The following is a 21984-nucleotide window of genomic DNA, read 5'->3' as shown; positions in this document are numbered from 1 at the left end:
GGACGGGCCGGTCCCCGGCCTACAGTCGCTCCAGTTTGACCAGGGAGACATCGCAGCCCATGCACATCTCTTTTCTGCTCCACAACGCGTACGGCGTCGGCGGAACGATCCGCACCACGTTCAATCTCACGCGGGCGCTCGCCGAGCGGCACGACGTCGAGATCGTCTCGGTCTTCCGCCACCGCGACGAGCCCACGCTGAGCCCGCCCGAAGGCGTCCTGCTCCGCCATCTCGTCGATCTGCGCAAGAACAGCCCGGACCACGACCTCGGCCACCCCGACATGGCCCGGCCCGCCACCGTCTTCCCGCGCGGCGACGGACGGCACAAGCAGTACAGCCGCCTCACCGACACCCGTATCGCCGAGCATCTGCGGTCGCTGTCCGCCGACGTCGTCGTCGGCACCCGCCCCGGGCTCAACTGCCACATCGCCCGGCAGACCGGGCGCGGCCCGGTCCGGGTCGGCCAGGAGCATCTGACGCTGAACACCCACAGCCACCGGCTGCGCCGCGAGATCGCCCACCGGTATGTGCTGCTGGACGCCGTCACCACCGTCACCGAGGCCGACGCGCGCGCCTACCGCACCCGGCTGCGGCTGCCCGGCGTACGGATCGACGCGGTGCCGGGCAGTGTGCCCGAGCCCACCGTCGCGCCCGCCGACTCCGCCGGGAAGTGGGTCGTGGCGGCTGGCAGACTCACCTCGGTCAAGCGCTACGACCTGCTGATCACGGCCTTCGCCAAGGTGGTGGCCGCGCGGCCGGACTGGCGGCTGCGGATCTACGGGGCGGGCGACGCTACCGGCAACGAACGCGACGCGCTGCGCGCCCTGATCGACGAGCGCGGGCTCTACAACCACGTACAGCTGATGGGTACGGCGAACCCGCTGGAGCCCGAGTGGGTCAAGGGCTCGATCGCCGTCGTGACGTCGAGTGTCGAATCCTTCGGCATGACCATCGTCGAGGCGATGCGCTGCGGCGTGCCCGTCGTCTCCACCGACTGCCCGCACGGGCCCGCCGAGATCATCGAGGACGGGGTCGACGGCCGGCTGGTACCGGTCGGGGACGTGGACGCGATCGCCGGCGGACTCCTCACCCTGATCGAGGACGACGAACTGCGGCGGCGTACGGGCCTGGCGGCCCTGAAGTCGTCCGCCCGGTTCGATCCGGCGCGGATCGCCGAGCGCCACGAGGCGCTGTACGCCGATCTGGTCGCCCGGGGCCGGAACGGGGGACGGCGCGAGACGGTGCTCGGCACCGTACGGCGCGGCCGTGGCCTCCTCCTGGGAGGCGCGCACACGGTGCGCGAACTGGCGGCGGCAGCCGTCCGCAAGGGGAGGACCGCATGAGCGCCGTTGTCGGACACTGCACGGCCGACGCGGCCGGCACCGTCACCTTCGAACTGGCCGGAGCGAGGGAAGCCGCCGGTACGGAGCTGGTGCTGCGGCGGCGCGGCGGCACCACGCCGGCCGACGAGGTCCGCCTGCCGCTCACCGGACCGCGCGCCGTACTGGACCGCGCCACCCCGCTCGCCGAGGGCCGCTGGGACATCGTCCATGTCGCGGAGGCGGGCGACCACGACGCGCAGCCCGTCCGGCCCGGCACCAGGGACGTACGCGCGCTCGTCGACCGGGTCCCCGGCGCGGGTCCGGTCACCGTCCGTGTCCCGTACCCGACCGCCGACGGCCGTCTCGCGCTGCGCTGCTGGGTCCGCGCACCGCACGCGGAGGCCGGCGCGATCGACCTGGCGGACGGCGCCATGACCCTACGGGGTGTGCTGTACGGCGCCGAGGCGGGCGACGGCGCGGGGGTCGAGGCGCGGCGGAACGCGAGCCGTGACGCAGGGAGTGGGACCGCCGTGGCGCCGCGCACACACCGGGTCCCCCTGACCGGCGGTGCGGACGGCGCCTTCAGCTTCACGCTGCCGTACGAGGAACTGGCCGAACCGGCCATGACCGCACGGCAGTTGTGGGACCTGTGGCTGCTGCCCGGCCACGGCGCGGACCCCGTCAGGCTCTCCCGGATCCTCGACGACGTATGGGACCGCAAGAGCATCCATGTCTACCCGGCGTACCGGGCGGACGGCTGGCTGGCCGCCCCCTGCTACTCGGCCGACAACAACCTCCACGTACGCCTGGACCCACGGGACTGATCGCTCCGACCGGCTCGGCATGCGGACAGCTCCGTGACAAGGGGGACGGGAGTGGCCGCGACCGCCGACATCCGGAACATGTCGTACCGCCCGTGATTGTGCGAGGCGGAGGTTAATTCCACACCCCGTGTCAATTACCGGAGGCCCGTCGAACGGGCGAATTCGGAGCATGAAAAATACGGTGATCTTCGAGTCCGCCGAATTGCTTATCGCTTACTTACGGCCGATGTGTGAACGGCCCCGGGAAGGGGGCGGGGAGTCGCCGAACACATGTCGTGATCCTGTGACACAAGTGTGACCGCTGTTGTACCCAAGTGAGTGAGTACGGTGACCGGACCGCCGCCCGGCACCCCGCTTCCGTCACCGTCCGACGTCACCCGCCGACCGGGCCGGGAACGCCGGCACCCCCTAGGCTGAGCCGTATGGCATCGATACCGACACCTCCCGCGCAGCCCGACGACGCGCCCGACTCCTATGTGGGTCTCACCGCGGTCGAGGCCGAGCGCATCGCACGCGAGCGCGGCTGGACCACCGTCAGGGCGCTGCCGCCGGGCGCCATCATCACCCTGGAGTTCCTGCAGGGGCGGCTGAACTTCGAGGTCGAGAACGACACCGTCATCCGCTGCTGGCTCGGCTGAAGCCGCGCGTACCAGGGCTTACAAGCGGGAAGACCCCGGCGCGCGCGCCGGGGTCTTCCCGCTTTCCTGACCGGGAGTTCAGCCGCCCGTCACCGGCCGCGAGCGCGGCGGACGGCGGCTGCCCGCCGGCGCGGTCGGTGTCCGTTCCGAGCGCGCCGTGGCGTGCGGCCGGGGCTGGGTGAGCTGCGCGGTGGTGTTCCTGCCCGTCGTGTTGCGCCCCGAGTGCGCCGTGCCGACCGGCGAACGCGCGGCGTCCTCACCCTCCTGCGCCGGGAGTTGGGGGACTATCACCGGCCAGGGCTCGCCGGCCGCGGCCGGCTCCGACACCGTCCTGCGGCGCTCGCGCCACTGCTCACGCAGGGCGAACACCGCCGTCTCCGTACGGGCGATCGTCGGCTCGAACCAGGGCAGGGCGAGCAGGATCAGCAGCCCGGCGACCCAGCCGAGCAGTACGTCGCTCAGCCAGTGCGTTCCCAGATACACGGTCGTCGCGCCCACCCCGAGGGCGACCACGGAGGACCCGATCGACAGATAACGCCTGGCCCGTGGCGTGGTGGCCAGATAGGCCAGGATGCCCCACGTCACCACGGCGTTCGCGGTGTGTCCCGAGGGGAATATGTCGCCGCCCGCGAAGAGTTCGGCCGATCCGATCTGCGTCGCGTAGTGCGGGCCGAGCCGGCCGAGGCCGAGCTTCACCGCGCCCACGGTCACGTTGAGCAGCAGCAACGACGCGCCGAGAACCAGCAGCGGACGCAGCGTGTGCTGGCGCCAGGACCGCCACCCCAGCCAGGCGGCGATCATCACGGCGGTGGGGCCGCGCTGGCCGAGCACCACGAAGTAGTCGAGGAAGGCGTGCAGTTGCTGCCACTGCTGGTACGGCCGGAACAGCATGATCTTCCAGTCGAGGACCACCAGCCAGGACGAGGCGAGGACGGCGACGACGATGGCGAGATAGATCGCCAAAGTCCCGCCGAAGAGGGTCGCGCGGGTACGGCTCATCCGCGGGATCTCTATCTTCGGCGGCTCCGGCTCCCGGTCCAGTCGGGCGAAGATGTCGGTACGCACCCAATCGACGTTACAGCGAGTGAACGGCCGACTCGGTCGTTCCAGTCTCTTTGTGATGACGATGTGATGTGGAGTGTGTCTCGGGTCGCTGTTTATCCGAGGCGGTTCCGCAATTTCATGTGACCTTCCGCCCTATTGCCCGTGGCGGGGTCCCGGTAACTGTCTATCTGCAAAACAGAATTAGTTCACCGTGGCGTCGCGCGGAATTTTCCGGCCGCTTGACCGAAGCTTGACCGCGCCGAGGTGACCCCCCGGCCGTCCTCGGTCCGTCCCCGTACGCCACACTTCGACGTCCGGCGGGTGACCTGGACCACGTTCGGTGCGGAGGAACTGACGTACTCTGTCCGGCACTCGCCCGCCGATGCCGGGCCGCCCCGGGGGACCGCCACCGTCCCCGGCTGGTCCTCCGAGCGCGAGAATCATTGGGAGGTAGGTAGATGTCCGGGACCACCACGGCCGGAGCGCGGCTGCGTGCCGCCGTCGGCGGCGGTGACGGCGTCAACCGGTGGGCCGTCCTGGTCGTCCTCTGCGTCAGCCTGCTGCTCGTCGCGCTCGACGCGACCGTGCTGCACGTCGCCATCCCCGCCGTCACCGAGGACCTGCGCCCCAGCGGCGTCGAGCTGCTGTGGATCGTGGACGCCTATCCGCTGGTCTGCGCCGCGCTGCTGATCCTCTTCGGCACCCTCGGCGACCGGATCGGCCGGCGCCGGGTCCTGCTCATGGGCTACGGCATCTTCGGCCTGGCATCGGTGGCCGCCGCCCTCGCCACGTCGCCCGGCATGCTGATCGCCTCCCGCGCCCTGCTCGGCGTCGGCGGTGCGATGATCATGCCCGCCACGCTCTCCATCCTCCGCGCCGTCTTCCCCGACCGGCGTGAGCGCGCCATGGCGATCGGCATCTGGACGGCGGTGGCCGCCGTCGGCGCCGCGACCGGGCCGGTCCTCGGCGGGTTCCTCGTCGAACACTTCTGGTGGGGCTCGGTCTTCCTGATCAATGTGCCGCTGATGGCACTGATCCTTCCCGTCGCCCGCTTCCTGCTGCCCGAGTCGAAGGGCGGCTGCGACGGCCCCTGGGACGTGGTCGGCGCGCTGACGGCGGCGGCCGGGGTGCTCGGCGCGGTCCTCGGGGTCAAGCGCCTGGGCGCCGGAGCCTCGATGCTCGACGTCAAGACCTTCGGCCCGCTGCTGCTCGGGGCGGTCCTGCTCTTCCTCTTCGTACGGCGGCAGAAACGCCGGAAGCATCCGCTCATAGACGTACGGATGTTCGCCCGGCCGACCTTCTCCACCTCCGTCGGATGCATCGTCCTCGCCATGCTCGCGCTGGTCGGGCTGGAGCTCATCGCCGTCCAGTACCTCCAGCTGGTGCTGGGGCTCAGCCCGCTGGAGACCGGACTGCGGCTGCTGCCGCTCACCTTCGCCGCCATGGCGGCGGGGGCCACCGGGTCGTACAGCCTGCGCAGGGTGGGCCCGCGCCGGATGGTCGCCTGCGGGTTCGTCCTCACCGCGGGCGCCGTACTGCTGCTGGTGATGATGGGCGACCACGACCGGCCGGCGCTGCTGACGACGGCCTTCGTGCTGCTCGGCTTCGGCCTTCAGTCCACGCTCTTCGGCGCGTACGAGTCGATGCTCAGCGAGGCGCCGCCCGAGCAGGCGGGCGGGGCCGCCGCCATCGGCGAGACGTCCTACCAGCTCGGCGCCGGCATGGGTATCGCGCTGCTCGGCAGCGTGATGAACGCGGCGTACGCGCCCGGACTGTCGTCGGGCGCGGTCGACGGGGTGCCGGAGGCGGCGGGTTCGGCCGCCTCCCACTCGCTGGGGGAGGCGTACCAGGTGGCCGCCCAGCTGGGTGGTCCGACCGGGGAAGCCCTGCGTATCGCGGCGCGTCAGTCCTTCGTGCACGGTCTGCATGTCACGCTCCTGGTCAGTGCGGCCCTGCTGCTGCTCGGCGCTGTGGCGGCGCTGCGGCTGCCCCGGGTGATGGACTGCGGCGCACCGCCCCGCGAGGAGGCCGCGGACCCGGCGGGGACGGGCATGCCGGCACCGCGCGACGGCGCCGCGACGGACGGCACGGCGGTCGCGGCCGGTGTCCCCGCGGGCCGGGGGTCCGCGCGCGGCGGGGACTCTGGACGGGTCCCGGCCCTGGGCCGTAATGTCGGCGCCGAGCGTAACTAGCGCTGCTAGTTTTACTGGTCCGCGAGCCGCCGGAGGCAGCCCTCATGTCCGCACCCTCAGCACCCTCAGCACGCTCAGCGTCGAAGCCGTCCTCCTCGAAGCCGTCCTCCTCGAAACGTCCGCCCTTCGACCCCCGTGACCCCCTCGGCCTCGACGATCTGCTGGAGCCCGAGGACCTGGCGGTCCGCGACACCATGCGCTCCTGGGCCGCTGACCGGGTCATGCCGCACATCGCCGAGTGGTACGAGCGCGGCGAGCTGCCCGGCATCCGTGAGCTCAGCCGTGAACTCGGCTCCCTCGGCGCGCTCGGCATGTCGCTCCAGGGCTACGGGTGCGCGGGCGCCAGCTCCGTCCAGTACGGCCTCGCCTGTCTGGAGCTGGAAGCCGCCGACTCCGGCATCCGCTCGCTCGTCTCCGTGCAGGGCTCCCTCGCGATGTACGCGATCCACCGGTTCGGCTCCGAGGAGCAGAAGGAGCGGTGGCTGCCCGGGATGGCGGCCGGCGAGATCATCGGCTGCTTCGGTCTCACCGAACCCGACCACGGCTCCGACCCGGCCGGGATGCGTACGTACGCCAAGCGCGACGGCACCGACTGGCTGCTCACCGGCCGCAAGATGTGGATCACCAACGGCTCGGTCGCGGGAGTCGCCGTCGTCTGGGCACAGACGGACGAGGGCATCCGCGGTTTTCTCGTACCGGCCGGCAGCCCCGGTTTCTCGGCGCCCGAGATCAAGCACAAGTGGTCGCTGCGCGCGTCGGTCACCAGCGAACTGGTCATGGACGAGGTACGGCTCCCGGCCGACGCCGTACTCCCAGGGGTGACCGGTCTGCGCGGTCCCCTCAGCTGTCTGAGCCACGCCCGCTACGGGATCGTCTGGGGTTCGATGGGGGCGGCGCGGGCCAGTTTCGAGGCGGCGGTGGACTACGCGAAGACCCGCGAACAGTTCGGCAGGCCGATCGGCGGCTTCCAGCTCACCCAGGCCAAACTCGCCGACATGGCACTCGAACTGCACAAGGGGATCCTGCTCGCACACCATCTCGGCCGGCGCCTGGACGCGGGGAGGCTCCTGCCCGAGCAGGTCAGCTTCGGCAAGCTCAACAACGTGCGGGAGGCGATCGAGATCTGCCGCACCTCGCGCACGATCCTCGGCGCCAACGGGATCTCGCTCGAATATCCCGTGATGCGCCACGCCACGAATCTGGAGTCGGTGCTCACCTACGAGGGCACCGTCGAGATGCACCAGCTCGTACTGGGCAAGGCACTCACCGGTCTCGATGCCTTCCGGTGACCGGGGGTTCCCCGGTGAGTACCCCGCTCAGCTCTGGTTGAAGAAGCCGTCCCGGCCGTGTGCCTTCGACTCCCCGCTGACGATCTCGGTGTCGGCGGGGGTCAGCAGGAAGACCCGGGTGGCGACACGGTCGATCGAGCCACGGAGGCCGAAGATCAGACCGGCGGCGAAGTCGACGACGCGCTTGGCGTCGGCGGGCTCCATCGCGGTGAGGTTGAGGATGACCGGGACGCCCTCGCGGAAGAGCTCGCCGATTCCCCGCGCGTCCCGGAAGCTCTCCGGCGAGACGGTGGCGATCCTGCGGTCCTGCTCGGGAGCCGACTCGGCGGCGATCCGCACCCGCGGATCGGTCTTCCAGGTGTCGTTGCCCTCGGCACCCTCGGAGTACTCGTCGTCGTAGTAACGCTCGTCGTTGTCCTCAACGAGGCCCAGCCAGGCACTCGCCTTGCGCACCGATCCCATGGACGCCTCCTTTCACCGCGGTCGCTTGTGGTTCCGCATCCCTATGGTTGTCCATGATGCGGATTGCGCGCCAAGTGGATTGTCGGCGCGCAGGGGATTCGTGACGGTACTGGTGCAGAAGATATGGCGATTCGTCAGGGTTCTTCCTGTGTACGGGCCCTGACGTACTGAAAATATGAAAGTCCGGCCAGACGGGTGATGGTGGGGACGTACGAGTGAATCGTCCGGTCGATACGATGCCAGGCGCACCGTCGAACCACACCCCGGGGGAGCCGTCATGTTCGGAATTGTGAGGCCATGCAGCCATCGACTCTCGGAAGGACTCAAGACCGAGTGGATGGCTCATCTGTGCGGGCTCTGCCTGGCACTTCGCTCGGACCACGGACAGTTCTCCCGCATCGTCACCAACTATGACGGCCTGATCGTCTCCGTGCTGACGGAGGCTCAGGCCGAGCGCAGCACCGGATGGCGCCGTACAGCAGGCCCCTGCCCACTTCGCGGCATGCGAACCGCCCCAGTCGCGAAAGGTGAGGGAGCACGCCTTGCCGCGGCCGTGTCCCTGGTGCTCGCCTCCGCGAAGGTGCGGGACCACGTCGCCGACGGGGACGGGGTGTTGAAGCGCCGGCCGGTGGCGCTCGCCGCGCGCCGGATAGCCGGCGGCTGGGACCGCGCGGGCGCGCGGACCGGCGCGGAGCTGGGCTTCGACACGGCGGTGCTCGTCGACGCCGTCGACCGGCAGACCGGCATCGAGGCGCTCGCCGGACCGGGCACCCCGCTGCTCACCGTCACCGAGCCTACCGAGACGGCCACGGCCGCCGCTTTCGCGCACACCGCCGTACTTGCCGGCCGGCCGGGCAACATGGCGCCGCTCGCCGAGGCGGGCCGGCTCTTCGGACGGCTCGCCCATCTGCTGGACGCGGTGGAGGACCAGGCCGCTGACGCCGCGTCGGGTGCCTGGAACCCGCTCACGGCGACCGGTACCTCACTCGCCGAGGCGCGGCGGCTCGCGGACGACGCGCTGCACGGGATCCGGCTGGCGCTGCGCGACGCGGAGTTCGTGGACGACAAGCTGGCGCATGTGCTGCTCGCCCACGAGCTGCGTACATCCGTCGACCGCGCCTTCGGGACGTCGTCCTGCTCGCACGTGGGGGAGGCGTCCGTCCCGGGCGGCGGGAATCCGTACGGGGGACCGGGCGGAAATCCGTACGGAGGCCAGGGCGGGAGTCCGTACGGCTCGAACAATCCGTACGGGGGAGGCGGTCCGGCGGGTGGTAATCCCTACGGCGGGGGAAATCCCGGCGGTCCCGGCGGCGGTGGGCCCGGCCCCCTCCCCCAGCCGCCCCGGCCGGAGCGGCGCGGCTTCTGGGCCGGGTGCGCGGTGGCGATCGGTCTCTGCTGCACCTGCAAGCTCTGCTGCGCCAAGGAGTACGAGGGCCCGTGGTCGCGCAAGAGGCGCGAGGGCTGCTGCCGGGACTGTGACTGCGACTGCTGCGACTGCTGCGACTGCTGAGTTCCGGCCGCCGGGGTGCCGGTGTGGAAGGCTGCTTCGGCATGACCACAGACACTGATCTGGATCCCGTGCGTAATTGGACGAACTGGCACGAACGCCGCGTCGCCGCCGTCGCGGCGCCGCACGGACCGCTCTCGCTGACCGGCACCCACTGGCTCTCCGACTACCCGGAAGGTCGAATTCCGGCCGTGCCCGGAGTGTGGCGGGAACGTGTCGACGGTGTGGTGCTGACCGCCACGGCGGACGAGGGGCTCGATGTCGACGGCCGGCCACTGGCCGGCGAGGTGGTGCTGGCCGCCGACCGGGGCCCCATCGACGGGTCCCGGGTCTCCCGCGGCGGACGCAGACTGGTGGTCATGCGCCGGGAAGGGCTCTGGGCGGTACGTGACTTCGACCCGGAGTCCCCCGCACGCAGGGAGTTCGTGACTGTCGAGGCCACGCCGTACGACGAGCGATGGGTGCTGCCGGGCCGCTTCCACCCGTACGGCGAGAGCCGCACCGTACGGGTGGAGAACGCCGACGGGCGCGAGCGCGGTCTGGGGCTCGCGGGCGAACTCGCCTTCTCCGTGGACGATTCGGAGCACACGCTCCAGGTCGCGGTGGAGCCCGACGGGTCCCTCTGGGCGGTCTTCGCCGACGGGACCAGCGGGCTGACCAGCTATCGCTTCCGTTTTCTGCGGCCCTCGCCGCCGGCCGCGGACGGCACGGTGAGCGTCGATCTCAACCGGGTGCTGCTACCGCCCTGCGCCTTCGCCGACCACTTCATCTGTCCCCTCCCGCCGCCCGGGAACACGCTGTCGTTCGAGGTCGCGGCGGGGGAGCGGACAGTCGTCGTCCGCTGAGCCGGGCGGGCCCGGCCGCGGGTCCGGCGGCGCCCTCCGGAACGGCATTGGTCCGTACCGCGCGGCCGGCTCATCCCGACATGTGGGCACCACATGAATCGCGCTCCGACGGCGGTTTCCGGACGCTCAAGCGCTGTTTCGGCCGCCGAGGTGGCCGGAAGGCGCCCTTGCGCGGTCAGTTGGCCCATCCAATACTCCCTTCAGCGCTTGTCAGGGGCACGGCATATCCGGAATACGGACGTGTCCCTGGCTGCGCCTCACGGGCCAGACCACCCCAATCAGGCCCCAGATTCCTTCGGAGGAACGACACGTGAGGATCAAGCGCACCACCCCCCGCAGTGGTATTGCGAGACATACGCGACTGATCGCCATCACCACCGGTCTCGTCGCCGCCGCCGCACTCGCCGTACCCACCGCGAGCGCCGACACGGCCGGGACCTTCAGCGTGAACCAGCTGACGGCGGCGAGCGACGCCGTCCTGGGCGCCGACGTGGCCGGCACCGCCTGGTACGTCGACAAGACGACCAACGCCCTCGTCGTCGAGGCCGACACCACCGTCAGCGCGGCCGAGATCGCCGAGATCAAGCGCGAGGCGGGCGCCAACGCGGGCGCCCTGGAAATCAAGCGGACCCCCGGCAAGCTCTCCAAGCTCCTCTCCGGCGGCGACGCCATCTACTCGCCCACCGGTCGCTGCTCGGCCGGGTTCAACGTGCGCAGCGGCACCACCGACTACTTCCTGACCGCCGGTCACTGCACCGAGGGCAACCCGAACTGGTACACCAACTCGGCGCGCACCACCCTCATCGGTCCGACGGCGGGCTCCAGCTTCCCGGGCAACGACTACGGCATCGTGCGTTACTCCAACGCCTCGGTCCCGCGTCCCGGCACCGTCGGCAGCATCAACATCACCAGCGCGGCCAACGCCACCGTCGGCCTGTCGGTGACCCGTCGCGGTTCCACCACGGGCACCCACAGCGGCACCGTCCAGGGCCTCAACGCCACGGTCAACTACGGTGGCGGCGACGTCGTCTCCGGGCTGATCCGTACCAACGTCTGCGCCGAGCCCGGCGACAGCGGCGGCCCGCTCTACTCCGGCAGCCGCGCCATCGGCCTCACCTCGGGCGGCAGCGGCAACTGCTCCTCCGGCGGTACGACGTACTTCCAGCCGGTAGTCGAGGCGCTGAACGCGTACGGCGTCAGCATCACCTGAGCACCGGCTGAGCGCGATCCGAGCACGACCCCGGCCGCCGGCCTGACCGGCTGAGCCAAGACGAGTCCCCGCCCGTGAGCTCCGGGCGGGGACTCGACGCGTTTCCGGGCGAACCCGCGCATGGTGAACCCCCGTACCAGAGGGGCGATTTCAAGACAGGACTAGTCCTCACCCATCGCCGAACAAGTGATTGCACCGAGTGTTTACGAATGGAACCGTCACCCCCCTGACCTCCCCACGTGAACGGGGCGGGAGGGAAATGAACCCGTCGTGTGCACGTCCGGAAGTCGACCTTGTGTGCTACTGGCGAGTTTAGGAATAGTGGGCGCCTCATCCTCCGTGTCACCGCACCCCACATGCGATGACGCGGCCCCCACAGGAGGTATCAGTTGAAGCACCGACGCATTTCCAGGAAACGTGTGGCGATCGCGGGCAGCGCCGTCACCGCCATGGTCGTGGCCGGGATTTCCTTCCAGACTGCGAACGCCAGTGAGGACGCGACCACGGCGACGGCGAAGACCCTGTCGGTACCCGCGGCCGGAAAGCTCGCATCCACCCTCGTCGGCGACCTCGGCGCGGACGCGGCCGGCTCGTACTACGACAGCAAGACCAAGGCCCTGGTCGTCAACGTCGTCGACGCGACGGCCGCCGAGGCCGTCCGCGAGGCCGGCGCCAAGGCGAAGGTCGTGACGCACTCCCTCGCCGAGCTGAAGGACGCCCGCGGTTCCCTCACGGGCAAGGCGAGCACCCCCGGTACGGCCGTGGCCGTCGACCCGGTGTCGAACAAGGTCGTCGTCACCGCGGACCGTACGGTCAAGGGCGCCGCGCTGAACAAGCTCACCAAGGCCGTGGAGAAGCTCGGCGCCAAGGCCGAACTGAAGAAGACCGCGGGCGAGTTCAAGAAGTTCATCGCCGGCGGCGAGGCCATCCACTCCGGTGGCGGCCGCTGCTCCCTCGGCTTCAACGTGGTCGTCGGCGGCGAGCCGCACTTCATCACGGCGGGCCACTGCGGCACGGCGGGCAGCTCCTGGTCCGACTCCGCCGGCGGCGCCGAGATCGGCTCCATGGTGGACTCGCAGTTCCCGGGCAACGACTTCGCGCTCGTCAAGTACACCGGCTCCACCGAGCACCCGAGCGAGGTCGACCTGTACGACGGCAGCACGCAGGCCATCGCGCAGGCGGGCGACGCGACCGTCGGCCAGACGGTCTCGCGCAGCGGCTCCACCACCCAGGTGCACGACGGTGAGGTCACCGCGCTCGACGCCACCGTGGACTACGGAGGCGGCGACGTCGTCGAGGGCCTCATCCAGACCACGGTCTGCGCCGAGCCCGGCGACAGCGGCGGCTCGCTCTTCGCCGGTGACACCGCGCTGGGCCTGACCTCGGGCGGCAGCGGCGACTGCTCCTCGGGCGGCGAGACGTTCTTCCAGCCGGTCCCGGAGGCGCTCTCGGCGTTCGGCGCCGAGATCGGCTGACACCCGGCCGACCGGCCGGACAGACCGACCGTACGGAGACAAGAAGCCCGGCCCGCCGTCATCGGCGGGCCGGGTTTTCGGTGTACGCGCAGCCGCTTCTCGGTGTGCGCGGAGCCGCCGGGGCAGCCCCCGGCGGCTTCTTCGCCGTGTGGGGCCGGAAGCGCGCCGGCCCGCGCCCGTCGAACGGCCGGAGCCCATGTTCGAGGGCCCGTGAAGGGTGACGAAACTCATCGCGGAGTACGGGCGCCGAGGCGCCGGGAAGCCGCCGTCGCCAACTTCGTCCTCTGTCTGTGCAAGTGACGGGGTGATAGCTGTTCAAGCCGCCCGTTTCGGAGTCTCGGGCTCGCTCTCACGTTCGAGTCAGGTCGCTGACTAGGGATGATGGGGTTAGAGTAATCGAACGGGCGTGCGATAGGTGTATCGGGCGTATGGCTGAAATGGGGTGGAGACGGAGGTGCGCCATGGGGCATTTCTCCCATCTGCACGCCGCGTCCGGCTACTCCGTCCGGTACGGCGCCGCCCACCCCGAACACCTCGTCCGGCAGGCGGCCGAGCGGGGCCAGCCGGCGCTCGCTCTCACCGACCGGGACACCGTCACCGGTGCGGTGCGGTTCGCGCTGGCCGCCGCGAAGGAGGGTGTCCGGCCGGTCTTCGGGATCGACCTGGCGGTGGAGGCCCTCGCCCCGCCGCCTCCGGCGCGGCGCCGCCGTACTCCGACCCGCGGTGGCGCCCATGTGATCGAGCCGCCCCTGCGCTTCGTGCTGCTCGCGCAGGACCGCGCGGGGTGGGCCCGGTTGTGCCGTATCACCTCGGCCGCCCATGTCGGCGCGGTCTCCGGCACGCCGCCGGTGGTGCCGTGGGAAGCGCTGCGGGAGCACGGCGGGCCCGGGTTGATCGTGCTGCTCGGACCGCTCTCGGAGCCGGTACGGGCGCTGTCGGAGGGCCGGGAGGACATCGCGGTGAAGCTGCTGGCGCCGTGGCGGGAGATCTTCGGATCCGGGATCCGGCTGGAGACCGTCCTGCACGAGCGGTCCGGCACCGGGCCCGGCTCACTGCGGCTGGCCGCCCGCACCCTGGCCCTGGCCGACCGCACCGGCACCACCGCCGTCCTCTCCAACGCGGTCCGCTACGCCGACCCGGACCAGCACCGGCTTGCCGATGTCCTGGACGCCGCGCGGCTGCTGAGGCCGATCGACCGGCGCCGCCTGGACGGCGGGCACCGCTGGCTCAAGGACGAGGGAGCGATGGCGGACATCGCACGACGCATCGCGGAATGCGCGGGAGCGGACGGCCGGCGGGCGCACCGTCTGCTGGCGGACACCGCGGCCACGGCGGCCGTCTGCACCGTCGACCCCGCGGCGGACCTGAGCCTGGGCACGCCGCGCTTTCCGGAACCAGCGGTGTTCGGCGCAGGGCCCGGCGCCGACGGCGCGGCGCGGGTGCTGCGCCTGCGGTGCGAGGACGGGCTCGTCCGGCGCGGCCTGGACCGCGACCGTGCGGCGCTCGACCGGCTGGACGACGAACTCGGTGTGATCTCCACGCTGAACTACGACTCGTACTTCCTCGCGGTCGGCCAGGTCGTCGCCGACATCCGGGAACTGGGCATCCGGGTCGCGGCGCGCGGCTCGGGCGCGGGATCGATGGTCTGCCACGCGCTGGGCGTCGCCACGGCCAACCCGCTCGACCACCGCCTGCTGTTCGAACGCTTCCTGAGCGTGCGCAGGGCATCGCTCCCGGACATCGACATCGATGTGGAATCCGCCAGGAGACTGGAGTGCTACGACGCGATCTTCGACCGGTTCGGCAGTGAACGGGTCGCGGTCACCGCGATGCCCGAGACCTACCGGGCCCGCCGGGCCCTGCGGGACACCGGCCTGGCGCTGGGGATCGCACCGGCGGACGTCGACCGGATCGCCAAGAGCTTTCCGCACCTGCGCGCGTCGGACATCACCGGCGCACTCGCCGAACTGCCCGAACTGCGCGGGCTGGCGGCGGAGGCGGAGCGGTACGGACCGCTGTGGGAGCTCGCCGAGGGACTCGACTCCCTGGTCCACGGCATGGCCATGCACCCCTGCGGAGTGGTCATCAGCGACGCGACGCTCCTGGACCGGCTGCCGGTGCAGCCCACCCCGCAGGGCAACTACCCGATGGCGATGGCGGCCAAGGAGGAGATCGAGGCGCTGGGCAACATCAAACTGGACGTCCTGGGAGTGCGGATGCAGTCCGCGATGGCCCATGCCGTCACCGAGATCGAACGGGCGACCGGCGACCGCATCGACCTGGACGACCAGCGGCAGGTGCCGCTCGACGACCCGTTCGCGTTCAAGATCATCCAACAGAGCCAGACCCTGGGGCTGTTCCAGCTCGAATCGCCCGGCCAGCAGGATCTGCTGTCCCGGCTGCAGCCCCGCGACCCGCAGGACGTCATCGCCGACATCAGCCTCTTCCGCCCGGGGCCGGTCGCCGGGGGGATGCCGGAGCGGTACATCGCCGCCCGGCACGGTGGCGACCCGGGCTACGCCCATCCGGACCTGGAGCCGGTGCTCGCCGACACCTACGGCGTGACCATCTGGCACGAGCAGATCATCCAGACGATGTCGGTGATGACCGGCTGCGACTACGCGCTGGCCGAGATCGCCCGGCGCGCGCTCGGTGACAAGGAGCGGCTGCCCAGGATCAAGGACTGGTTCCACCGCGAGGCCACCGCGAGGGGCTACGACTCCGGGGTCCGCGACACGGTGTGGAAGACCGTCGAGGCCTTCGGCGCCTACGGCTTCTGCCGCGCGCACGCGGTCGCCTTCGCCGTACCGGCCCTGCAGAGCGCCTGGCTGAAGGCGCACTTCCCGGCGTTCCTGCTGGCCGGACTGCTCGAACACGACCCCGGTATGTGGCCCAAGCGCGTCCTTGTCGCGGACGCCCGCCGGCGCGGCGTGCCCCTTCTGCCCGTCGACGTCAACCGGTCCAGGACGGAGCACACCGTCGAGCGGACCGAAGGAGAACGGTGGGGCGTACGGCTCGCGCTGTCCGCCGTGCGAGGAATCAGCGAGGAGGAGTACGCCCGGATCGAGGAGGGGCAGCCGTACGGCTCGCTGTCCGACTTCTGGCAGCGGGCCCGTCCCAGCAGACCGGTCGCCGAACGCCTCGCGGAGATAGGCGCCCTGAACTTCCTCCACGACGGCCGCCTCACCCGCCGCGACCTGCTGCTGCAGATCGCCGAACTCCACCGGCAGTCCCGCGTCCGGTCCGCGGGCGAGGGACAACTGCCCATCCACGCGGACGCGGTCGGAGGCGCCGGGCCGAGCGGACTGCCGGAGATGACCGGACGCGAAGCCCTGAGCGCGGAGCTGAACACGCTCGGCATCGATGTCTCCAAGCACCTGATGGAGCACCACCACCGGCTGCTGCGGGAGATCGGCGCGATCGACGCGGCACATCTGGCCGAGGCCCGGCAGGGACAGCAGGTTCTTGTCGCCGGAGTACGGGCCTCCACCCAGACCCCGCCGATCGCCAGCGGCAAACGCGTCATCTTCGTCACCCTGGAGGACGGCTCCGGCCTGGTCGACCTGGCGTTCTTCGAGGACTCCCACGCCGCCTGCGCGCACACCATCTTCCACAGCGGACTGCTGCTGGTCCGCGGCACCGTACAAGTGCGCGGTACCCGTCGCACCATCGTCGGCGCCATGGTCTGGGACCTGGACGAGATCGCCGCCGCGCGTCGCGACGACGGCCCCGAGGCCGCGCTCGCCCTGCTCGGCGCGAGCCACCCGCACCCGACCCCCGCCCAGCCGCGGCGGACCCTCGCCAACGGCACCACCGGCGCGCGGCTGCACCCCTACGCCGATCTGCAACCGCCCGGCAGCCGCTCGGCGGACCTGAAGAAGTTCGGCCACACCAGCTCGGGGAGCGCGGGATGACCACACGCCCGCGGCACATCGCCCACCTGCATCTCCACCTGAACGCCCCACCGGACGAAGGACAGCACACGGACGTGATCGACCTGCTGACCGGTATCACCCCCCATGTCCAGACGGTCTCGCCCGACGCCGTCCAGCTCGACCTGACCTCCGCGCTCAGATACTTCGACCGGTCCCCCTACGGCCTGGTCCAACTGGCGCAGCTACGGCTGATGGCCCTGTACGGCATCGAGAGCAGCGCGGGGCTCGCGGGCAACCGCATGCTGGCCACCATGGCGGCCGACGCGTCGGCGCCGGGCCACGCCACCTGGGTACCCGCGGAACAGGCCGCGGTCTGGCTGCGTTCCCGCCCGGTCACCGGACTGCCCGGGATCGGCCGGGCCACGGCCACCACACTCGGCAAGTACGGCCTGCACTCGGTCGGCCAGGTCGCCGACGCGCCCGCGGCCACCCTGCAACGCCTCCTCGGCGCCGGCCCCGCCCGTCTGCTGGCCGAGCGTGCCCGGGGCCACGACCCCCGCCCGGTCACCCCGCTGGAACCGGCGGCACATCTGGTGGCCGACCTCGTCCTGGACCGGGACTGCCTCGACCCGGAAGGGCACCACCGGGCGGTCCTGGGGCTCGCCGACCAGATCGGCCGGCGCCTGCGCGGCGAGAGCCAGGTCACCGGCCGGCTCGCTCTCACGGTGCGCTACGCCGACCGCAGCTCCACCACACGCACCCGTACGCTCCCGGAGCCGACCGACCACTCACCCGCGCTGGCGGCGGCTCTTCTCGGTCTGCTGGCCGCGCTGGGGCTGCAACGCGCGAGAGTGCGCGCCTTCGTGGTCCGCGCCGACGATCTGCTGCCGGCCGACGGTGCTCCCCGCCAGCTCTCCCTGGACCCGGGCGACGCCCGCGCCCGTACGGTGGAGAAGGCCGCGGACCGCGCCCGCCACCGTTTCGGACCGAGCGCCCTGTATCCCGCGACCCTGGCCAACGACCGCGCACCGCACCGCGAGTAGCGCCGTCGGGAAACCCCGGCGCCCCGGGGCGGCGCGACTCTAGAGTTCTCGCACCACACCCCACCGAGAGGAGCGGAAGCGGCATGCCTGACGGCTGGCAGTGGGACAGCACCCTGTTCCGGGGGAGCGCGGCGCACTACGAGCGGGGGCGGCTGCCGTACGCCCCGGGTTTCGCCGACACGCTGGCCGGGGTCCTCGGGCTGGACGGGCGGGGGCGGCTTCTCGATGTCGGCTGCGGGCCGGGGATCGTGACGCTCGCCGTGGCGCCGTACGTCGCCGAGGTGGTCGGCATCGACCCGGACGAGGACATGCTGGCGGAGGCGGAACGGCGGGCCGGGCGGCGCGGGGTGGGCAACGCGCGCTGGGTGACGGCTCGTGCCGAGGAGCTGCCGGCCGGGCTGGGGGAGTTCCGGGCCGTGGTGTTCGCCCAGTCGTTCCACTGGACGGACCGCGACCGTACCGCCGCCGCCGTGCTGGGGATGCTGGAGCCGGGAGGCGCGTTCGTTCACATCAGCGATCTGAAGAATCCTCCCGCCCCGTCGGCGCCGCTGCCGCTGCCCGCCCCTCCGTACGAGCGGATCGCCGGGTTGGTGCGCCGCTACCTGGGGCCGGTACGGCGCGCGGGGCAGGGGACGCTTCTCAACGGCACGCCGGGACGGGAGGATCTGGTCCTGGCGCGGGCCGGGTTCGAGGACTTCGAGCGGCATGTCGTACCGGCCGGGGAGGTGGTCGACCGCCCGGCGGACGCTGTCGTGGCATGGGTGTTCTCCCGGTCGGACTCCGCGCCCCATCTGTTCGGCGACCGGCTGCCGGACTTCGAGCGGGACCTGCGCGCGGTGCTGCGGGAGGCGTCGTCCGACGGCCGTTTCGCGGAGCATCTTCCGCCGACCGAGATCATGACCTGGCGCAAGCCGCCCGGTCGGTGACGACGGCGCCGCCCGAACCGGGGCCGGGCAGGCGGGCGTTCAGTATTTTTACTGACGCGTAACTTCCCTTCCAGTTACTACCCGTGCGTAACTTGGCATGAGCACAGCCAATGTGGTCCGGGCCACAGCATTGACAGCTTTCGCCTCTTCCCTTGAGCCGCAAGGAGATCGCTCGATGCTGCCCTGGAAACGCGCGTTCGGACCACTGGCGGCGCTGCTGCTGGCGGTTTCGGCCGCCACCACCGCACCCGCCGTCGCGGCCACCCCCACCGCGCCCCCGACAGCCGTCACCGCCCCGGCCCTCGCACCCGCTTCCGGCACCGCCGCCGCCGCGAGCAGCGGCTGGAACGACTTCTCCTGCAAGCCCTCCACCGCTCACCCCCGGCCCGTCGTCCTCGTCCACGGCACCTTCGCGAACTCCGTCGACAACTGGCTCGGTCTCGCCCCGTACTTGGTCAACCGCGGCTACTGCGTCTTCTCCCTCGACTACGGGCAGCTCCCCGGAGTGCCGTTCTTCAACGGCCTCGGCCCCATCGACAAGTCGGCGGAGCAACTGAGCGCGTACGTCGACCGGGTGCTCGCCGCCACGGGCGCGCCGAAGGCCGACATCGTCGGCCACTCGCAGGGCGGCATGATGCCCCGCTACTACCTCAAGTTCCTCGGCGGGGCGCAGAAGGTGAACGCCCTCGTCGGACTCGCGCCGGACAACCACGGCACGACCCTGCTCGGACTGACGAAGCTCCTGCCGCACTTCCCGGGCGCGGAGGACCTGTTGAACGAGAACACCCCGGGCCTCGCCGACCAGATCGCCGGATCGCCCTTCCTCACCAAGCTCAACGCGGGCGGTGACACGGTGCCCGGGGTCAAGTACACCGTCATCGCGACCCGTTACGACCAGGTGGTCACGCCGTACCGCAGCCAGTTCCTGACCGGGCCCGACGTACGGAACGTCACCCTCCAGGACCTGTGCGCGGTCAACCTCTCCGAGCACCTGGCGATCGGGCTGATCGACCGGATCGCCTTCCACGAGGTGGCCAACGCGCTCGATCCCGGCCGTGCCACGCCGACGACCTGCGCCTCGGTCATCGGCTGAACATGACATGCCGCGGGGCTCCGGGCCGATCCGCCCGGAGCCCCGCGGTGTTGGGTACCTACCGTCAGCGGCTGTGCCGGCCGCCCGCGGGCTGGGTCTTGCGGCGGACCGTACCGAACATCACGGCCGCGCCGGCGGCGAGGATCGCCGCGCCACCCGCCGCGATGTACGGCGTGGTGCTGTCGCCACCGGTCTCGGCGAGGTTCTCCGAACCGCCCGCCGGCTGCGGCTCGGCCGCGTCGGCGCCGTTCACCTCAGGGGCGTTGGCCTCGGGCTCGGCGGCGGGTTCGGCCGCGTCCCCGTAACCACCGGCGTCCTTTCCGGCATCCTTCACCTCGGCGCCGCCCCCGGTCTCCTCGGGGCTGTCGCCGCCGTGCCCGTTGTGGTCGACGGTCGACTTGGCCGCGCCCTCCTCGACATCGGCCTCGGAGGGTGCGGACGCCTCGGGAGCGGCGGCCGAACCGCCGTTGTCGGCGCCGAAGACCACGTCGGAGCAGGTGTAGAAAGCCTCGGGGCTGTCCGAGCGCTGCCAGATCGAGTAGATCAGGTGGCGGCCCGACTTGGCGGGGACGATGCCGTCGAAGACATAGGCGCCGTTGACCAGCTTCGGGTCGGTGACCTTGGCGAACGGCTTGTCCTCCAGGTCGGACCACTTCAGCGGCTGACCGGCGTCGTAACCGTCCTTGGTGATGTACAGCTCGAAGGAGCCCTTGTGCGGGGCGGTGGCCTTGTAGTTGAAGGTGCGGTTGCCCGCGGTGAAGGGCGACGAGGGCCAGTCGCCGCGCGGCAGGTCGAGCCCCTTGTACTTGTCGCGGCCGGCGGAGCAGAGCTTGCCGTCCGGGATGATCGACTTGTGGTTGCCCGCGGCGTCCGCGATGTTGACCTCGTTCCAGTCGTAGAACGCCTGCGTCCCGCTGGACGCCACCGCCGCCTTGCACGCCGCCGACCGCGGATTCTCAGGACCCTCGGCGAAACAGGCGGACACACGGCTGACCGGGTCCGTCATCGACCCGTGGGCACCGGCCGGCCCGGCGGCCAGCCCCACGAGCGCGAGCGGCGCGACGCCCAGCACGACGATCCCGGCGGTCCTGCGACGAGCGGTCATGGATACGTTCTCCTTCAGAGCGGCACGAGCTGGGGGAGCGGAGCGGGACGAACTCCCGGCGGCGTGACCTCCGTTGCACACGGCGCCACCGCTGTCGTCCCGCTCCGGCCCTCAGCAAGCTAGCCCCTCGAAACCCCGGAACGGCCTGCTGGGACGGGGTGAAGGGGATCCTTATGGTCCGCTTAAGACACGGCTAAGAGACCGCTGAGATTGCCCCGGGACCGACCCCGGGACCAACCCCGGAACCGACCCCGGGACCGGCCCGAGAACCGCCCCCCGAAGGCGCGCTCGCCGGTACCGACCCGGCCCGTCAGCCGACCCAGCGATAGCACCTCTCGGGTCGGCCCGTCCCGCCGTACCGAAGCGTCACCTCCGCGCGGCCGGTATCGGCGAAGTACTCCAGATAGCGCCGCGCGCTCACCCGCGACAGCGCCCCCTCGTCCGCGCACTGCGTCGCCGACAGCCCCTCCTCGTGCCGCCGCAGCGTCCGCTCGACCAGCTCCGCCGTGTGCGCGGCCAGCCCCTTCGGCAGCTCCCTGGAGCCCGGCGGGCGCGTGCCGAAGATCTGGTCCACGTCCTCCTGCCGCGCCTCGCCCAGCCGGTCCAGCCGCGTCCGCACCGACGCCACGTGCCGCAGCTGCTCCTGGAGCGCCGAGCGGCTGAACGGCTTGATCAGATAGTGCAGCGCCCCCGCCCGCAGCGCGGCGCGGATGACGCCCGCGTCCCGCGCCGCCGTGATGAACAGGGCGTCCACGCTCGTACGGGTCGCGTCCCGCTCCTCCGCCGCCCGCAGCTCACGCAGCACGGCGATCCCGTCCATGTCGGGCAGATAGATGTCGAGAAGCACCAGGTCGGGACGGTGGTGCTCGGCCGCGCGCAGCGCCTCGGCGCCGTTGTGCGCCAGACCGACGACCTCAAACCCGTCCATCTCGGACACATAGCGGCCGTGCAGCTTCGCGACCATGAAGTCGTCGTCCACCACCAGCACCTTTGTCACGCCGTCACGCTAGGCCGCGACCGCAACGACCACAACGTCCGTTGATTCCGGAAGAGAGACAGGTTCTTAACTTGTTCTTTATCTACCAAGATCTTCCGGGCTTGCCGATGGCCCTGAGGGTCTCGGGGCGTTTGACG

At 71.3% G+C, this 21984-nt stretch carries 17 protein-coding genes; 13 read left to right on the top strand and 4 right to left on the bottom strand.

What is annotated here, in order from left to right; translation table 11 throughout:
* The first annotated feature begins 59 nt into the window (after window positions 1-59).
* The 3 genes from IEY79_RS34995 to IEY79_RS34985 all read left to right on the top strand — a co-directional run bounded on the left by IEY79_RS34995 (window position 60) and on the right by IEY79_RS34985 (window position 2784).
* Window positions 60-1343 carry a glycosyltransferase family 4 protein gene (locus IEY79_RS34995; RefSeq protein ID WP_189111694.1) on the top strand — a complete coding sequence of 428 codons (1284 nt, stop codon included), beginning with the start codon at window positions 60-62 and terminating at the stop codon, window positions 1341-1343.
* Window positions 1340-2146 (top strand): transferase, encoded by an 807-nt coding sequence (locus IEY79_RS34990; protein WP_189111693.1) that lies wholly within the window; start codon window positions 1340-1342, stop codon window positions 2144-2146. Before IEY79_RS34995 ends, IEY79_RS34990 begins: the two co-directional genes overlap by 4 nt.
* 422 nt (window positions 2147-2568) lie before the next feature.
* Window positions 2569-2784: an I78 family peptidase inhibitor gene (locus IEY79_RS34985; RefSeq protein WP_189111692.1), complete on the top strand. Its 216-nt coding sequence runs from the start codon at window positions 2569-2571 to the stop codon at window positions 2782-2784.
* Between the two features lie 78 nt (window positions 2785-2862).
* Here the strand turns inward: IEY79_RS34985 and IEY79_RS34980 are convergent, their stop codons facing one another.
* Window positions 2863-3849 carry a phosphatase PAP2 family protein gene (locus tag IEY79_RS34980; RefSeq protein WP_189111691.1) on the bottom strand — a complete coding sequence of 329 codons (987 nt, stop codon included), beginning with the start codon at window positions 3847-3849 and terminating at the stop codon, window positions 2863-2865.
* 437 nt (window positions 3850-4286) lie between these two features.
* On the opposite strand from IEY79_RS34980, the gene IEY79_RS34975 reads away from it, so the two are divergent.
* Together IEY79_RS34975 and IEY79_RS34970 are read left to right on the top strand one after the other, a co-directional pair.
* Window positions 4287-6020, top strand: coding sequence for an MFS transporter (locus tag IEY79_RS34975; RefSeq protein ID WP_189111690.1), 1734 nt, complete (start codon window positions 4287-4289; stop codon window positions 6018-6020).
* A gap of 44 nt (window positions 6021-6064) precedes the next feature.
* A complete protein-coding gene (locus IEY79_RS34970; protein ID WP_189111689.1) occupies window positions 6065-7309 on the top strand; it encodes an acyl-CoA dehydrogenase family protein in 1245 nt (414 codons plus the stop codon).
* Window positions 7310-7336: 27 nt separating this feature from the next.
* Here IEY79_RS34970 and IEY79_RS34965 read toward each other — a convergent pair whose 3' ends face one another.
* Window positions 7337-7771, bottom strand: a complete 435-nt coding sequence (locus IEY79_RS34965) for a cell division protein SepF (protein WP_189111688.1) — start codon at window positions 7769-7771, stop codon at window positions 7337-7339.
* Window positions 7772-8048: 277 nt separating this feature from the next.
* Here IEY79_RS34965 and IEY79_RS34960 point away from each other — a divergent pair, with 277 nt between their 5' ends.
* From IEY79_RS34960 to IEY79_RS34925, 8 genes are all read left to right on the top strand, one after another.
* Window positions 8049-9281, top strand: coding sequence for a DUF5685 family protein (locus tag IEY79_RS34960; RefSeq protein ID WP_189111687.1), 1233 nt, complete (start codon window positions 8049-8051; stop codon window positions 9279-9281).
* Between the two features lie 41 nt (window positions 9282-9322).
* Window positions 9323-10123 carry a DUF1684 domain-containing protein gene (locus tag IEY79_RS34955; protein WP_189111686.1) on the top strand — a complete coding sequence of 267 codons (801 nt, stop codon included), beginning with the start codon at window positions 9323-9325 and terminating at the stop codon, window positions 10121-10123.
* Window positions 10124-10433: 310 nt separating this feature from the next.
* Window positions 10434-11333 (top strand): S1 family peptidase, encoded by a 900-nt coding sequence (locus tag IEY79_RS34950; RefSeq protein ID WP_189111685.1) that lies wholly within the window; start codon window positions 10434-10436, stop codon window positions 11331-11333.
* A gap of 389 nt (window positions 11334-11722) precedes the next feature.
* On the top strand, window positions 11723-12808 hold the full coding sequence (locus IEY79_RS34945; protein ID WP_189111684.1) for a S1 family peptidase: 1086 nt from the start codon (window positions 11723-11725) through the stop codon (window positions 12806-12808).
* A 461-nt stretch (window positions 12809-13269) separates the two neighbouring features.
* Entirely contained in the window at window positions 13270-16722 is a 3453-nt protein-coding gene (locus IEY79_RS34940) for a DNA polymerase III subunit alpha (RefSeq protein ID WP_189111683.1), read from the top strand.
* Complete coding sequence (locus tag IEY79_RS34935; RefSeq protein WP_189111682.1) at window positions 16719-17726, top strand: DNA polymerase Y family protein; 1008 nt, start codon at window positions 16719-16721, stop codon at window positions 17724-17726. The genes IEY79_RS34940 and IEY79_RS34935 overlap by 4 nt, the downstream gene beginning before the upstream one ends.
* Before the next feature lie 83 nt (window positions 17727-17809).
* The gene (locus IEY79_RS34930; protein WP_189111681.1) at window positions 17810-18652 is read left to right on the top strand and encodes a class I SAM-dependent methyltransferase; all 843 of its coding nucleotides are present in this window, start codon (window positions 17810-17812) and stop codon (window positions 18650-18652) included.
* Window positions 18653-18827: 175 nt separating this feature from the next.
* Window positions 18828-19745 carry an esterase/lipase family protein gene (locus IEY79_RS34925; RefSeq protein WP_189111680.1) on the top strand — a complete coding sequence of 306 codons (918 nt, stop codon included), beginning with the start codon at window positions 18828-18830 and terminating at the stop codon, window positions 19743-19745.
* 64 nt (window positions 19746-19809) lie between these two features.
* Here IEY79_RS34925 and IEY79_RS34920 read toward each other — a convergent pair whose 3' ends face one another.
* Both IEY79_RS34920 and IEY79_RS34915 read right to left on the bottom strand, forming a co-directional pair.
* Window positions 19810-20850, bottom strand: coding sequence for a lytic polysaccharide monooxygenase auxiliary activity family 9 protein (locus tag IEY79_RS34920; protein ID WP_189111679.1), 1041 nt, complete (start codon window positions 20848-20850; stop codon window positions 19810-19812).
* A gap of 310 nt (window positions 20851-21160) precedes the next feature.
* Window positions 21161-21814: a response regulator gene (locus IEY79_RS34915; RefSeq protein ID WP_229701397.1), complete on the bottom strand. Its 654-nt coding sequence runs from the start codon at window positions 21812-21814 to the stop codon at window positions 21161-21163.
* Window positions 21815-21984 lie beyond the last annotated feature (170 nt).

Source organism: Streptomyces camponoticapitis (assembly GCF_014646115.1).
Taxonomy (GTDB): domain Bacteria; phylum Actinomycetota; class Actinomycetes; order Streptomycetales; family Streptomycetaceae; genus Streptomyces; species Streptomyces camponoticapitis.
The sequence above is the reverse complement of the archived record's forward strand: the minus strand, read 5'-3'. Positions and strand labels throughout refer to the sequence as shown.